Below are 13604 nucleotides of genomic sequence, written 5' to 3'. Positions count from 1 at the left end.
GACGTTGTGTGCCGTTCGTATCGCCCCCTCCTTCCGCATGCAATGCCTGCAGCTCCGCGGCTTTGTCAGCCGGCGCCTGCCTGGGCGTGATAGAGGCGGCTATAGGCGCCCTTGGCGGCGAGCAGCGTTTCATGCGGCCCCTGTTCGCGAATGCCGCTGCCGTCGACGACGACGATGCGGTCCGCATCGCGGATCGTTGCCAGCCGATGCGCGATGATCAGCGTCGTCCTGCCCTTGGAAAGTTCGGCCAGCGACTGCTGGATCGCCCTTTCCGTTTCGGTGTCGAGCGCTGAGGTCGCCTCGTCGAGGATGAGGATCGCCGGGTTCTTCAGGAACATGCGGGCAATCGCCAGCCTCTGCTTCTGCCCGCCGGAAAGCTTGACGCCGCGCTCGCCGATCACCGTGTCCATGCCGTCCGGCAATGCCTGGATCGTGCCGTCGAGCTTGGCGCGCCGCGCGGCATCCAGGATGTCCGCTTCACTCGCGCCAAGCCGCCCATAGGCGATGTTGTCGCGGATGCTGCCGGCAAAGAGGAAGACATCCTGCTGCACGATGCCGATCTGGCCGCGCAGCGACGAGAGCGTGATGTCACGGATGTCGATACCGTCGACGGTGATCGAACCCTCGCTGACCTCGTAGAAGCGCGGCAGCAGCGAGCAGATCGTCGTCTTGCCGGCGCCCGAGGGGCCGACGAAGGCGATCGTCTCGCCGGCATGGATCGTCAGGTCGATGTTCTGGATGATCGGCTTCTCGGCGCTATAGCCGAACGAGACGCCGCGATAGGTGATGTCGCCCTTGAGGCCGGAGACGTCGGCAGCACCCGGCCGGTCCTCGATATCGGGTTCGGTTTCCATGAGTTCGAGGAAGCGTTTGAAGCCGGCAATGCCCTTGGGGTAGGTCTCGATGACTGAATTGATCTTCTCGACCGGGCGGAAGAACACGCCGACCAGCATCAGGAAGCTGACGAAGCCGCCATTCGTCAGTTCGCCCGTCAGCACGAAGTAGCAGCCGGTGATCATGACGATCAGCTGCGTCAGCCGCATGCTCATGTAGCTGAGCGACGTGCTCGCGGCCATGATGCGATAGGCTTCGAGCTTGGTGCGGCGATAGTTCTGGTTGTCGGTCTCGAACAGGCTGCGCTCATGGGCTTCGTTGGCGAAGGCCTGCACTACTCGCATACCGCCGACATTCTCCTCGATGCGGGCGTTGAAATCTCCGACCCGACCATAGAGGTTGCGGAAATTCCGCGTCATACGGCCACCGTAACGGCTGGTGACCCATGCGGTCATCGGCACCACAGCGGCCGTAATCAGCGCCAGCTGCCAGTGCACCATCAGCATCAGCAACAGCGCGCCGATGAAGGTCATGATCGCTATGAACAGGTCCTCCGGCCCGTGGTGGGCAACTTCGCCGATTTCCTCGAGGTCCTTCGTCAGGCGTCCGACCAGATGGCCGGTCTTCTGGTTGTCGAAGAACGAGAAGGAGAGCTTCTGCAGATGGTCGAAGGCCATCCGCCGCATGTCCGTCTCGATGTTGATGCCGAGCATGTGACCCCAATAGGTAACTGTCGCCATCAGGCCGGTGTTGAGCAGATAGACCAGCAGAAGGCCGGCCGAGGACAGGAGGATCAGCGTCCATTCCTGGCTCGGCAAAAGCTGGTCGACGAACAGCTTCACCGCGATCGGGAAACCGAGTTCGAGCAGGCCGGACAATACGGCGCAGGAGAAGTCGAGAATGAACAGGCCGCGATAGGGGCGGTAAAACGCGAAGAAACGCTTCAACATGCAGGTGCACTCACTGGGGGGCGGCGACCGAGGGTCAGCAGAAATATGATTTCCAATGTCATGTTTTGTGCCGGAAACCAACCCAGAAAAGCGGAAAACCGTGTCGTGTGTTTGACGGGGCCGACATCTTCCGTCTCGCAAAGGATCAATCCGCACCTGGCGGCGTCGGCGGGAAGGAAACGTTAACCATAAGCTTCGTAGAACAGGAATCACCAGAGTGCTTCGCCTTCGATTGGGGACATCGGAGGCATCTGAGGTGCTCGATATCGACAAGCGTAGGGCGTCTTCAAGCGTTCGCGTCAACGCACGAAGTTCCAGGGGGCGAATGAGACGATGGCAGGCAATCAATCAGTGAAAGCCACGGAATCCGATGTGAGCACGATCGTTCCGTTTCCAGTGGCGAGGAGATTGACCGCCATCCGCACCGCTGCCGCCGAGCTCGAGGACCTGCATGGCGCCGAAGCGCTGCAATTCTGGCGCCGCCGGTGCCGCGCCCTTGCCGACGAACTTTTTGCCTGCGGGTGCTCGGAAGACGAGGTACGCCGGCAGGTAATGGACTTCCAGGGTGAAGTTCAGGCCGAACTGCAGCACCGCCACCTCTCGCGTGTCTCTCAAGGCGTGATGAGCCAGTAACGGCGCGCCTTTTCAATTCATCGGCAATTCCGGATCCCAGGTGAACAGTTCCTTTGCCCGGGCGATGCCGCGCAGCGCGAAACGACCCAGCGACACCGCATGAACCTGATGTTCCGGCGGGCAGGCCTCGACGAAATCAGAGGACATGATCATGTGCCGCTCGACCGAACGGCACATCGACGAAATGCGGCTCACTTCGTTGACGGCCGGGCCGACGACGGTGAAATCGAGCCGGGTCTGGCTGCCGATATTGCCGTAGAAGACTTCGCCGATATGGAGGCCGAGATAGACGTCGGTCGTCGGCTTGCCATCCTCTTGCCGGCGTGCGTTGAGCTCGGCCAGCATGCGGCGCAGCTGCCGTTCCGCCGCAATCGCGTTGGCGCAGGCGATTGCCGGATCGTCGGCGTTGAAGATCGCAAGCACGCCGTCGCCGATGAGCTTCAGCACGCTGCCGCCGTGGTCGTGAACGGCGGTGATTACCGTGCCCGAATAGTCGTTGAGGAGCGGGATGATCTCGTCGGGGGCGGCGGTGTCCGAGATGCGCGTGTAGCCGCGCAGGTCTGAGAACCACATGACCGTTTCGATACGTTCCGCCGAGCCGCGGGCAATGCTGCCCTTGACGACGCGCTGGCCAGCGTCGGCGCCGAGATAGACGTCTGCGAGCGTGCTGATGATGCGCACGCATGAGCCGGCCTTCACCGCAAGCGCAAGGGTCGGCAGCAGGATCCGGAGCGCAGCAATGTCATCCTCGCTGAAGCCGCTGTCGCTCCGCGTGGTCCAATAGGAGTAGAAGCAATCCATCTCGCCGACACGGCCCTGCTCGGTGAAATGGTGGATCATGCTGATGCAGTCGGTGTGACCTTCATCTTTCAGTTTGTCGATTATGTTGTAGGTGGTGCCTTCATCGGCTGAGAGCCGGATGCGGCGCTCTGCCGCTCGGTCGCGAAGCATGTGGTAGAAGATCGAGTTCTGCCAGTTCAGCAGCGCTTCGCCCGTGGTCGTCGAGCCGTACTGGATGACTTCGGGCGTGACCTCGCTCTCGTCGTTCCACTGGAAGGCGCGACCCTCAAATTCCGGATGCAATGTGTCGATCAGCCCGAGCGCGCGGGCCAGATCCAGGCCGGCCGCGCGGCATTGCTCGCAGAAGCCGGCAAACAACTCCGGCTCTTCCAGGCCTTTCAGGCCCTGTTCGGAAAGCCAGAGCACGATATCGCGTATCTGTTGGTCGTTCATGGCGCATCCCGCTCGGTCGACGTCAACTGCCTGATGATGTGGTGCATCATCAATAGCCGAACCAGAGCTCAGAGCGAAAGATGCAGTTTGCGTTCCTCGCCGTCCGCCGGAACGGCGCAGCAGATCAGCGCCTCGCCCTCTGCCACCGGGAAGGAGGGCAGCGACGGGTAGGTCACCTTCCCCTCGAGCACCGGCGTTCTGCAGGAGCCGCAACTGCCGTTGCGGCAACCGAACTCGGGCGTCAGCCCGCGCGCTTCGGCGAGATCGAGGAGGTTGCCGTCGCCCGGCTGCCAACGGGTCTCCTTGGCGGATTTCGCGAAGACGACGTGCACGGGAGCGCTGGCGGGCGGTGGCATGATCGGCCCAACACCGCCGTCCGGCCGCCGGGTCAGCGACGAGAGCCCGAAGGCTTCCGCATGGATGCGGGCATCGGCCACATTAAGCCCGCGCAATCCGTCATAGAGCGACTGCGTGAAAGCCGCCGGGCCGCAGAGATAGAAGTCGTAGTCGTCGAAGGGCAGGGTGGACTTGAGGTGGCTGATATCGATCCGGCCGCCGACGTCATAGTCCTGCCCTTCGGTCGCGGTCTCCGGCTGGCTGAGCGCGCGTATGAGGCGGATGTTGCCCTCGCCTTCCTCGACCAGAGCGGCAATTTCCCGGTCGAAGGCGCGTTCGTCTCGGGACCGAGCGGCCTGGAAAAGCCAGGTTGGGCGCGTGCGGCGCTTGCGGCGCCCCTCGTGGACGATGTGCTGCAACATGGCGACCATCGGCGTGATGCCGACGCCGGCGCCGATCAGCACCGCCGGTCGCCGCTCGGTGCCATCGATCGTGAAGCTGCCGGCCGGCGCGCGCGCCTCGATCCGGTCGCCGGGTTTCAGCCCGTGCAGGTATTGCGAGACGGTGCCGTCATTCTTGACACTGATGCGATAGAAGGCGTCGGTCGGGGCGGAAGAGAGCGTGTAGCTTCTGACAAGCGCCTTGCCGTCCGCGTCTATCCTCACCCGAATCGGCAGGTGCTGGCCGGCCTGGTGAGCCATGAGACCGACGCCATCGTCCGGCGCGAGGTAGAGCGAGCGGATCGTCGTGCTTTCCTCTTCGACGCGCGCCACGCGGAATGGGCGCCACTCCTCGGCAAGGGCCGCGGCCTGCAGGTGCACCTTCGCCTGTTCCCAGTCACCCGTTGTCAGCAGGCTGGGCGACCAACCGCCATCCTCGAAGGCCCAGCGGAGCGGCAGGCCGTCCTGGCGATAAACGATCTGTTGGGGACGGAACCGCCACAGGCGTTCTGCGCCTTGAAAGGCGGCGACTTCGGGCGACGACAGGATGACCTCGGCGCTGCCGGTCATCTGCAGCATGTCGCCGGTCGCAAAGTCGACAAACAGCAGGCCGGCGCGCGGATTGACCATGAAGTTGCCGAGCGTGTTGAAGAACAGGTTGCCGGAGAAGTCGGGGATCGTCAGAACGTCATCTTCGCCGAGCTCAACGAAGCCGGCCTTTCCGCCGCGATGGGAGACATCGACCTGCCGCTCGCCGGTATCGCGGTCGACATAGGAGGCGACGAAGAAGGTGTCGGCATTGGCGATGATCGCCCGGGCGCGATCGTCGAGGGCCGCGTAACGGATCGGCCGTTCCGATGCCGGCTCATATGGATCGCGGGAAAAGGAGAACTGCCGGAGCTGGATATACTGCGGGCAGTTGCCGAAGCTCTGACGCACGCGAATGGTGAAACCGTCGTCGCCGTCGCGCAGGATCGCGCCGTTGAGCCGGTTCCGGCGCCGGGTTTCGAGCTGGATGCCGAGCATGCCGATCGAGTGTGCGTCGCCCATGCCGGCATCCGCCGGATCATCTGGATCACGGGGCAGCCGTATGTCGAGGTTCCAGGCGTCGGGCGCCTGCATGAAGCCGGGGGCCGCGGCGCGCATCGTCGCCCAGACGTCACCCTGCGCATCGACTGCGCCGAAGACGGCGAAAGGCAGCATCGGGAAAAACTGCTGGTGCTGCTCGGGCATGAAGCTGCGGACGAAATTGCGCCCCGTCGCATCCATGCGCTCGACGACGCCGAGGCTGCGCTGGATGGCGAGTTCGCCTTCGTGCCAGGGAGACTCCGGCCGTTTCTGTTGTGCATTGTCCGGCATGATCTGAAACCTCGTTGGGGTGAGGCGCGGGGCAGTGTGACCGCCCCGGGCCGGTTCGTCAGGCGGCGAGGCCGACGGCCGTCTTCTCAAAGCCGACGAAGCCGGGCAGACGCTCGATGCGGGCAAGCCAGGCCCGGACTTGCGGGTAGTCGGATAGATCCACATTACCCTCGGGTGCGGCGGAAACGTAGCTGTAGAGGGAAACGTCGGCGATGGTCGGCCGGGCGCCGAGCAGGAAGTCGCGGCCGGTCAGTTCCGCATCGATCTGCGCCAGCACGCGATGGGCCCGGGCGATAGCCTCTTCCGCCCGCAGATTGGCACCGAACACGGTGACGAGCCGGGCAGCCGCCGGACCGAAGGCGATGTCGCCGGCAGCAACCGAAAGCCACTTCTGCACCCTGGCGGCCAAAGCCGGATCTTCCGGCAGCCAATCGATGCGGCCGAGCTTCTTGGCGAGATAGACGAGGATGGCGTTGGAGTCGGCAACGACGGTGCCGTCGTCATCGAGGACCGGAACCTGGCCGAACGGGTTGAGCTTCAGGAACTCCGGCTCCTTGTGCGCCCGGGCCTTGAGATCGACGTCGACCAGTTCGTGCGGTACGCCGAGCAGCGACAGGAAGAGCTGAGCCCGGTGCGAATGGCCGGACAGCGGATGGCGATAGAGTTTCATGGGAGATGTCCCTCGAAGAGCATGAGAACCGTCGCGGCCCTCCGACGGTTCGGGATGAACCGCCTTCGAGATCAATCTATGACTTTCCAATTTTTGGCAGTAGACTGCGGGAACGATAGACTGATTCCCGTTTTTTGGAAGGAAAGATGGATCGCCTCGACGCCATGGGGGTTCTGCTCGCCGTCATCGACAGCGGCAGCCTGTCGGCTGCCTCACGGCAGCTCAAGATGCCGCTTGCCACAGTCAGCCGAAAGGTCTCGGAGCTCGAGGCGCATCTGGGCGCCCAGCTCATCACTCGCACGAACCGCAAGATTCTCTTGACTGAAACCGGCCGCTCCTATGTCGAGGCCGCCAAGGAGATCCTGGCGCGGGTCGAGGAGGCGGAAAGGGTGGCCGCCGGCGAATACAGCGCGGTCAAGGGCGACCTGACGATCTCTGCCCCGATCGTCTTCGGTCGCCTGCACGTTCTTCCCGTCGTCGTGGACTTCCTGAAGGCTCATCCTGAGATCGATATGCGGCTGGCGCTGGGTGACCGGTTTGCCAATCTCGTTGACGACCATATCGACTTGGCACTTCGGATCGGCAACCTTCCCGACAGCAACCTGGTGGCGACCAGGCTCGGCTCAGTCCGCCGCGTGGTCTATGCAAGCCCCGGCTATGTTGCGCAGCACGGCGCCCCCGGGCATCCGAACGAACTCGCCGAGCACGACTGCATCACGTTCGAAAACGTCACGGCCGCCCATGTCTGGCGCTTCCTTGACGATGGACGCGAACTGGCGGCGCCGATCCGGTCGCGGTTGATCGTAAACACGGCGGAATCGGCCGTCGATGCCGCCATCTCCGGCCTTGGCCTGACGCGGGTGCTTTCCTATCAGGTGGCGCGTCCCGTCTCGGAAGGGTTGCTCGTTCCGTTGCTGGAGGCATTCGAACACCCGCCGCTTCCGGTCCAGCTGGTCTATCTCCCGCAGGGCCTCGTGCCGATGAAGCTCAGGGCCTTCGTGGATTTTGCGGTGCCGCGGCTGCGCGGCGTCTTGCGCTAAAGCCGATCCATCGCCCCGGTTTCGGCCCTCAGTCCGCTTGCGGGCGCTCGCCGGTGGTCGGCCGGATATGGCGCGCATAGGTTCGCCCGACGCGAATTTCGCTGCCGTCGGAAAGAAGGGCAATGAGGGCTGCGAAGGGGGCCTGCTTCAGCCCCACGATACAGTCGCGGCGCACGATCGAGCTGCGGTGAAGCCGCAGAAACTCTGCCGGGTCGAGCCGGCGTTCAAGCGAAGCCAGGCTTTCGTGATGCAGATAGGACCGGCCTTCGATGTGGATGCGGACATAATCGCGCTCCGCCTGGAAACGCACGACCCGGTCGAGCGCGACACGAACGAATTCTCCGCGGGATTTGATCCAGAGATCGGCCGACTGGGTTTCGTGTTTGCGCAGCGCCTGTCGCAGCGCCCGCACGGTTTCGTTGAGTTCCACCACACGTTCGATGCTCGTTCTTGCCGCAATCGCCACGCGTGCCCGCTCGATTGCGGTGCGCAGGCGGTTCGCCTCGATCGGCTTGGTGACATAGTCGACGGCAGCCGCCTCGAAGGCGCGAAGCGCATAGTGATCGAAGGCGGTCACGAAGACGACCGCGGGCGCGTTGCTGCCCACTTGCTCCAGGATGTCGAAGCCGGTGCCGCCAGGCATCTGGATATCAAGCAGGATCACGTCCGGCTGCAGCTCGGCGATGAGACTGCAGGCCTGCTGGACATTGCCGGCCGTCCCCAAGACCTCGACCCCTGGCATCGCGCCGAGCAGGCGCAGCAAGCGGCGTCTGGCGAGCGGCTCATCGTCGATGATGAGGATCGAAAGGGAGACTGTCTGGATTTCGTTCATGCAAGCCTCAGGGGCATTGTAATTGCGGCTCTGAAACGCCTGGGCGTCACGAGCCCGGATACACAGGCCCCGACCCCCGGAAACCGCGCCTGGACGCGATCGGCGACATTCTTGAGGCCGATCCCGGTGCCGGAGGACTGGCGCCGCCCACTATTGGTCTCCGCGGCGATATCGTTCTCGACGGCAATCTCAAGCGACTGACCGACCTTGGCGGCGCTGATGACGATCTCGACCTGTTCAGGCGAGCGGCCAACGCCGTGTTTGACCGCGTTCTCGATCAGGGGCTGCAGGATCAGGCTTGGCACCAGTGCCTCTTCCAGGCCGCTGGCAATGTCCATCCTGAGTTTCATCCGGTCGGAATAGCGCTCGCCTTCGATGTGAAGGTAGCCGGCTTGCAAGGCCAGTTCATCCGCCAGCCGCACGTCGTGCAAAGGATCGAGCTCCAGGGTCGTACGCAGAAAGTTGGAAAGCGACATCACCATGCGGGTCGCGGCAACGGTCTGCCCTTCCTCTATGAGCCCGGTGATGGAGTTCAGCGTATTGAACAGGAAATGCGGATTGATCTGGTAGCGCAGCGCGCGCATTTGCGCGGCCAGTGCTTCCTCGCGCGAGATCGCCAGGCGCCGTTCGCGCTCACGCAGCTCGAAGCTGTAGAGCAGCGCGACGAAGAAGAACGACCACCCGACGAACGTCGCCATGCTGTAGACGAGCGTATAACCGATGCTGGTCCAGTCGACCGTGACCGGATCGGCACGCACGATGAGAAGGTAGAGCAGAAAGTCGACGCCGGTGTTGGCAAAGGCGGCCACGAGCGAGGTGGCGAAGCCGACGACGATCTTGACCGCGATGTGCTGGTGCCGCACGCCAAACATCGCCGCGGCGATGCCATAGGAAAAGGTCATGCCGCAGATCATCAGCAGCAGTTTTCCCGGCGCCGACATGATCGGATCGATCCCGAGTATGCCCCACAGGATGCTGCTGATGATGAATTCTACGAACCAGTAGAGGAATCCGAGCCAGAGCGTCGCGCGCCGCACGCTTGCGCTATAGGCGCTTTCGTCCACCGATTTGGTCTCATCCTCTGGTTTCATTCCATTTTTATGGTTCAAGCAAGCGCCGATGTCGATTGCCGTTCGTCGGCGAATTCAAGCCGTTTGCAGAAAGCTCAGGTGCCTCGGTCGCGATTCCGCGCCGTTTGTGGAATGCGGTTATCCCAGGCTTTGCCGGTTTGCCGCTTCGAAGTCGGGATCAGGGGCACAGCACCCGCAAGGGCATGATGATCGATGTGCGAAACCGGCGCGGCGTCACCAGACCCGATATGAAGGCGCCCATCTTGGAGAGCGTTGCCCGGCGAACGTCCGCGACATACTCTGCTTCATCCGCCGAAATCGTGCCATTTGTTCGCGCCATGCAAGGCTTTATCCGCGAAGTCGGCACGCTTGTCGATTGACGCTCGTCGGCGAAATCAAGCCGTTTGCAGAAAGCCACAGCCCTTCAGCGCTGCAATTTGCCGTTTGCAGAAAGCCGAATTCTCCCCCTTCGCGGGCTTGCTATAGCCGGCCCATGACCGCGCTTTCCCGGCGTCACCGTTCGCCTGGGAGTTGTGCGCCCATCGATGCAAAGGAAAAGGGGCAGACATTGAATATCTGTGCAAAGGCGGACGTTTCGAGAATCAACCTTCTGAGTTCGACAGCGCTAGGCCGCGTCGGTCTCGTCTCGATGATGCTGGCGGCGGTGCCGCTCATGCCGTCGCCGGCAAAAGCGGCCGGACTGCTTGTTCCAAACGATGAGACTTGGTCCAGCGATCATACGATCAACGGCAATCTCGTGATCCGCGGCCGTCCCGCTGGCGCGACCCTGACCATCAACAACGGTGCCGTCGTCAAGAGCCTCAACGGCTACATCGCCGACGGGAGAGGTAGCGTAGGTACGGTCGTGGTCTCCGGTTCCGGGTCGACCTGGGACATTGTCGATGCCAATCCGAATGGGTACCGCGTGCTCTATGTCGGCGGTTTTGAGGGTGGCATCTACGGCGGCCGGGGCACTCTGATCGTCGAAAACGGCGGAAAGGTATCGGCCAAGGAGACCCATGTCGGCGCTCTGCAGGAGGGAGACGGAACGCTCGTGGTGCGCGGAGCCGGCTCCATGCTCACCACCGACTATCTGGGTGTCGCCGACGGCGCCCTGACGCTCAACACGGCTGCGGTCAGGATCGAGAACGGCGGCCTTATCAACTCCAAGACGGCTTACTTCGAAAACGGCACGGTTCTGGTGACCGGTGAAAATTCGCGTTGGATCAACACGGGCGAGCTCACGGTCGGCGACAGCCTCACGATCGAAAGCGGCGCCGTGGTCTCGACCAACACTGCTGTCCTGCGCGAGGATGAGAGCGTCGACACCATTCAGGTGTATGTCGATGGCGCCGGCAGCGAGTTCAAGGTCGCCGACAAGCTGACGATCGGCGAAGCCGGACGGGTCAACCTTTCCGTCGCCAACGGCGCCAAGCTTTCGGCCGGCGGCGGCATCGTGCTTTCCGATATCGGTGGCATAAGCAACGAAGGCATGGGCAACCTGACGATTGGCGGCAAGGTCGACCTGAATAATATCGCCGAGCCACGTGCTCGGCAGGCGCAGGCGGCAGGCACGGTCGATCCGTCGACGAAGATCGATTTTGGCCCGCGAAAGGGTTACGTCAACTTCAACCACACGAACACCGGCTATGAGTTTGCCAACACGCTCGCCGGCAAGGGCACGATCAGCAATTTTTCCGGGGAAACCATCGTCAACGGTGACCTGACGAAATTCAACGGCAAGGTGGACGTTTCCGGTGGCAAGCTGGTCCTCAAGAACAACCTCGATACGATCGACAACGATCCGGATAACGGCCCCTTGGACTACAGCGAGACCCGGTTCGAAGTGACCGGTGGCACGCTCATCGTCGATGGTGAGACGGGACGGGTACAGGGTGATCGCTTCTATACCAATGAGGTGAACGTGTTCGGCGAGATGAACCGCATCCGCGATCCGAGCTCGACCTCTTTCGGTAGGCTCGGCGGCTCCGGCACGGTTGGCGACACGTATATCGACTCAAAGGCGATCATTTCGCCCGGCAACAATTCCACCGGCACGCTGACGGTCATGGGCCGACTGGATATGGCGACCGGTTCGATCTACGAGGCGGATGTTGCCGGTGACGGCCGTTCCGACAGGATCGTCGTCAAGAGCATTGGCACCAACGAAAACTCCGGTATCGCCAAGATCGGCAGCGGCACGAATGTCCAGGTGACCGCCCTCGACCCCAACACGAGCTACAAGACCGGGCAGACCTATACGATCCTGACAGCCGACCGTGCGATCGAAGGAAAGTTTGCCGAGGCTATCTCGAAATCGGCGTTCCTTGAGGTCTCGCTTGACCAGAAGGAGAAGCAGGTCGACCTCAAGATCAAGGTCAAGAACGGCGGTACAAAGCCAGGCGAAGAGCCGAAACCCGGCGAAGAACCCAAGCCCGGTGAACCGAAACCAGGCGAGCCGAAGCCCACCGAGCCCGGCGTCTTCGAAGGCGAGGCTGCGACCGGCAACCAGCGGCAGACGGCACTTGCGCTCAACACACTTGCCCAGAGTGGCCCATCGCTCGGGCTCTACAATGCGCTGACCATCCTCGACGGCGACGCGGCACGTCGTGCCTTCGACCAACTGTCCGGCGAAGTCCATGCTTCGGCGCAGACCGCGCTGATCAACGACAGCAGCCTGCTGCGCAATGCGGTGAACGACCGCATCCGCGACGCCTTCGGTGACGTGGGTGCTGCGAGCGTTCCGGTCCTTGCCTATGGTCCGGAAGACAAGATCACGACCGGTGCCGTCGCCGCCGTCAACGCCGTTCCCGCCGCGCCGCCGGCGATGGTCGGCTGGGGCCAGGTGTTCGGCTCGTGGACCAATACCGACGGCAACGGTAACGCCGGCAGCCTCGACCAGTCGACGGGCGGTTTCGTCACTGGCTTCGATGCAGCGGTCTCGGACAATGCCTTGATCGGCATCATGGCCGGCTACAGCCGGACGAACTTCGACGTCGACAGCCGTGCCTCCAGCGGTGACAGCGACAACTACCACCTGGGCGTCTATAGCGGCGGTCGCTGGGGCGATGTCGCGCTCAGGTCCGGCCTCGCCTACACTTGGCATTCGATCAACACGTCGCGCAGCGTTGCCTTCCCCGGCTTCACCGATCAGCTGAAGGCCGATTATGACGCCGGGACGTTCCAGGCATTCGGCGAAGTCGGCTACCGCATCGACCTGCCTGATGTGGCGCTCGAGCCCTTTGCGAACCTCGCCTATGTCAGCCTGCACACCGACGGCTTCACCGAGCGCGGTGCCGCGGCCGCCCTGTCGAGCAAGAGCAACACGACCGACACGACCTTCACGACGCTCGGTCTGCGCGCTTCTGCTCCGCTCAGCCTCGGCGCGACAGATACGAAGGTGCGCGGCATGCTCGGCTGGCAGCACGCCTTCGGCGACACGACGCCGTTCTCGACCATGGCCTTCGGCACGGGCAGCGCCTTCTCGGTTGCCGGTACGCCGATTGCCGAAGACGCGGCAATCATCGAGGCCGGCATCGATTTCGCGCTGACCGGCAATGCCAGCCTTGGCATCACCTACACCGGACAGTTCGGCTCCGGCACGACGCAGAATGCGGTCGATGCCAAGCTTGATGTGCGCTTCTGATGCGTCGGCTCGTCTGGCTATCGACAGTGCTGATGGCGACCTTCGTCGCCATCACGCCGCTTTACGGAGAGGACGCGGCGGCCGGGACGGCTGCCGCGCCCTCTCAGCTTTCTGAAACCTATGAGGACTGGAGCGTCGCCTGCGCCGAGGCCGACGGCCAAAAGCATTGCATCCTGTCGCAACAGCAGTTTCACAAGAGTGGCCAGCACGTGCTGACGCTCGAACTTCGGCCGGCTGAAAACGCCGCTCTGGCGGGGAGCCTCGCGCTTCCCTTCGGCCTCTATCTGGAAAAGGGCGTAACCCTCGGTGTTGATGAGGCGACCGGCGGCAAGCCAACGCCCTTCCGCACCTGCCTGCCCATCGGCTGCATCGTGTCGTTGACGTTTACCGAGGGGACGGTCGCATTGCTGCGCAGGGGAACGGCCCTGAAGATCGGTGCCTTTGCGAGCGATACGGAAAAGAACGTGACATTCTCAGTGTCGCTCAAGGGATTTGCCGCAGCATTGGATCGTGTGCTTGTGCTCTCCGGCAGGGCGTAAGCCGCTACCGGGCACGATGCTC

General features: G+C 63.0%; 11 protein-coding genes. 5 read left to right on the top strand and 6 right to left on the bottom strand.

The annotated features are described in order from the left end of the window. Window positions 1-65: 65 nt before the first annotated feature. Window positions 66-1784 carry an ABC transporter ATP-binding protein gene (locus ACN9MO_RS27350; RefSeq protein ID WP_113133321.1) on the bottom strand — a complete coding sequence of 573 codons (1719 nt, stop codon included), beginning with the start codon at window positions 1782-1784 and terminating at the stop codon, window positions 66-68. Window positions 1785-2117: 333 nt separating this feature from the next. On the opposite strand from ACN9MO_RS27350, the gene ACN9MO_RS27345 reads away from it, so the two are divergent. Next, entirely contained in the window at window positions 2118-2417 is a 300-nt protein-coding gene (locus ACN9MO_RS27345) for a DUF6074 family protein (RefSeq protein WP_082615860.1), read from the top strand. Between the two features lie 12 nt (window positions 2418-2429). On the opposite strand, the gene ACN9MO_RS27340 is transcribed toward ACN9MO_RS27345, so the two are convergent. From ACN9MO_RS27340 to ACN9MO_RS27330, 3 genes are all read right to left on the bottom strand, one after another. Next, entirely contained in the window at window positions 2430-3650 is a 1221-nt protein-coding gene (locus ACN9MO_RS27340) for an adenylate/guanylate cyclase domain-containing protein (RefSeq protein WP_112994027.1), read from the bottom strand. Between the two features lie 68 nt (window positions 3651-3718). Beyond that, complete coding sequence (locus ACN9MO_RS27335; protein WP_113133322.1) at window positions 3719-5785, bottom strand: pyridoxamine 5'-phosphate oxidase family protein; 2067 nt, start codon at window positions 5783-5785, stop codon at window positions 3719-3721. Between the two features lie 58 nt (window positions 5786-5843). Then, window positions 5844-6455 carry a glutathione S-transferase family protein gene (locus ACN9MO_RS27330; RefSeq protein ID WP_057251266.1) on the bottom strand — a complete coding sequence of 204 codons (612 nt, stop codon included), beginning with the start codon at window positions 6453-6455 and terminating at the stop codon, window positions 5844-5846. 146 nt (window positions 6456-6601) lie between these two features. Between ACN9MO_RS27330 and ACN9MO_RS27325 the strand changes: the two genes are divergently transcribed. Next, window positions 6602-7495 (top strand): LysR family transcriptional regulator, encoded by an 894-nt coding sequence (locus ACN9MO_RS27325; protein WP_057251267.1) that lies wholly within the window; start codon window positions 6602-6604, stop codon window positions 7493-7495. A 28-nt stretch (window positions 7496-7523) separates the two neighbouring features. Here ACN9MO_RS27325 and ACN9MO_RS27320 read toward each other — a convergent pair whose 3' ends face one another. Both ACN9MO_RS27320 and ACN9MO_RS27315 read right to left on the bottom strand, forming a co-directional pair. Continuing rightward, entirely contained in the window at window positions 7524-8327 is an 804-nt protein-coding gene (locus tag ACN9MO_RS27320; protein WP_057251268.1) for a LytR/AlgR family response regulator transcription factor, read from the bottom strand. Then, window positions 8324-9418: a sensor histidine kinase gene (locus ACN9MO_RS27315; RefSeq protein WP_057251269.1), complete on the bottom strand. Its 1095-nt coding sequence runs from the start codon at window positions 9416-9418 to the stop codon at window positions 8324-8326. Before ACN9MO_RS27315 ends, ACN9MO_RS27320 begins: the two co-directional genes overlap by 4 nt. Window positions 9419-9453: 35 nt before the next feature. Here ACN9MO_RS27315 and ACN9MO_RS27310 point away from each other — a divergent pair, with 35 nt between their 5' ends. The 3 genes from ACN9MO_RS27310 to ACN9MO_RS27300 all read left to right on the top strand — a co-directional run bounded on the left by ACN9MO_RS27310 (window position 9454) and on the right by ACN9MO_RS27300 (window position 13582). Beyond that, window positions 9454-9777, top strand: coding sequence for a hypothetical protein (locus ACN9MO_RS27310; protein WP_162733684.1), 324 nt, complete (start codon window positions 9454-9456; stop codon window positions 9775-9777). Between the two features lie 188 nt (window positions 9778-9965). Continuing rightward, window positions 9966-13043: an autotransporter domain-containing protein gene (locus tag ACN9MO_RS27305; protein WP_162733685.1), complete on the top strand. Its 3078-nt coding sequence runs from the start codon at window positions 9966-9968 to the stop codon at window positions 13041-13043. Continuing rightward, a complete protein-coding gene (locus tag ACN9MO_RS27300; RefSeq protein WP_112994024.1) occupies window positions 13043-13582 on the top strand; it encodes an invasion associated locus B family protein in 540 nt (179 codons plus the stop codon). Before ACN9MO_RS27305 ends, ACN9MO_RS27300 begins: the two co-directional genes overlap by 1 nt. The last annotated feature ends 22 nt before the right edge of the window (window positions 13583-13604 follow it).

The sequence above is a fragment of the Ensifer sp. R-19 genome (assembly GCF_049905105.1).
In the GTDB taxonomy this organism is placed as follows: Bacteria; Pseudomonadota; Alphaproteobacteria; order Rhizobiales; family Rhizobiaceae; genus Ensifer.
This window is presented reverse-complemented; position numbering and strand designations above follow the sequence as displayed.

What these genes read in the sequence shown, in the direction of transcription:
- ACN9MO_RS27325 (WP_057251267.1), top strand. Translation starts at nt 6,602, where the DNA reads ATGGATCGCCTCGACGCCATGGGGGTTCTGCTCGCCGTCATCGACAGC.
- ACN9MO_RS27350 (WP_113133321.1), bottom strand. Translation starts at nt 1,784, where the DNA reads ATGTTGAAGCGTTTCTTCGCGTTTTACCGCCCCTATCGCGGCCTGTTC.
- ACN9MO_RS27320 (WP_057251268.1), bottom strand. Translation starts at nt 8,327, where the DNA reads ATGAACGAAATCCAGACAGTCTCCCTTTCGATCCTCATCATCGACGAT.
- ACN9MO_RS27315 (WP_057251269.1), bottom strand. Translation starts at nt 9,418, where the DNA reads ATGAAACCAGAGGATGAGACCAAATCGGTGGACGAAAGCGCCTATAGC.
- ACN9MO_RS27345 (WP_082615860.1), top strand. Translation starts at nt 2,118, where the DNA reads ATGGCAGGCAATCAATCAGTGAAAGCCACGGAATCCGATGTGAGCACG.
- ACN9MO_RS27330 (WP_057251266.1), bottom strand. Translation starts at nt 6,455, where the DNA reads ATGAAACTCTATCGCCATCCGCTGTCCGGCCATTCGCACCGGGCTCAG.
- ACN9MO_RS27340 (WP_112994027.1), bottom strand. Translation starts at nt 3,650, where the DNA reads ATGAACGACCAACAGATACGCGATATCGTGCTCTGGCTTTCCGAACAG.
- ACN9MO_RS27335 (WP_113133322.1), bottom strand. Translation starts at nt 5,785, where the DNA reads ATGCCGGACAATGCACAACAGAAACGGCCGGAGTCTCCCTGGCACGAA.
- ACN9MO_RS27300 (WP_112994024.1), top strand. Translation starts at nt 13,043, where the DNA reads ATGCGTCGGCTCGTCTGGCTATCGACAGTGCTGATGGCGACCTTCGTC.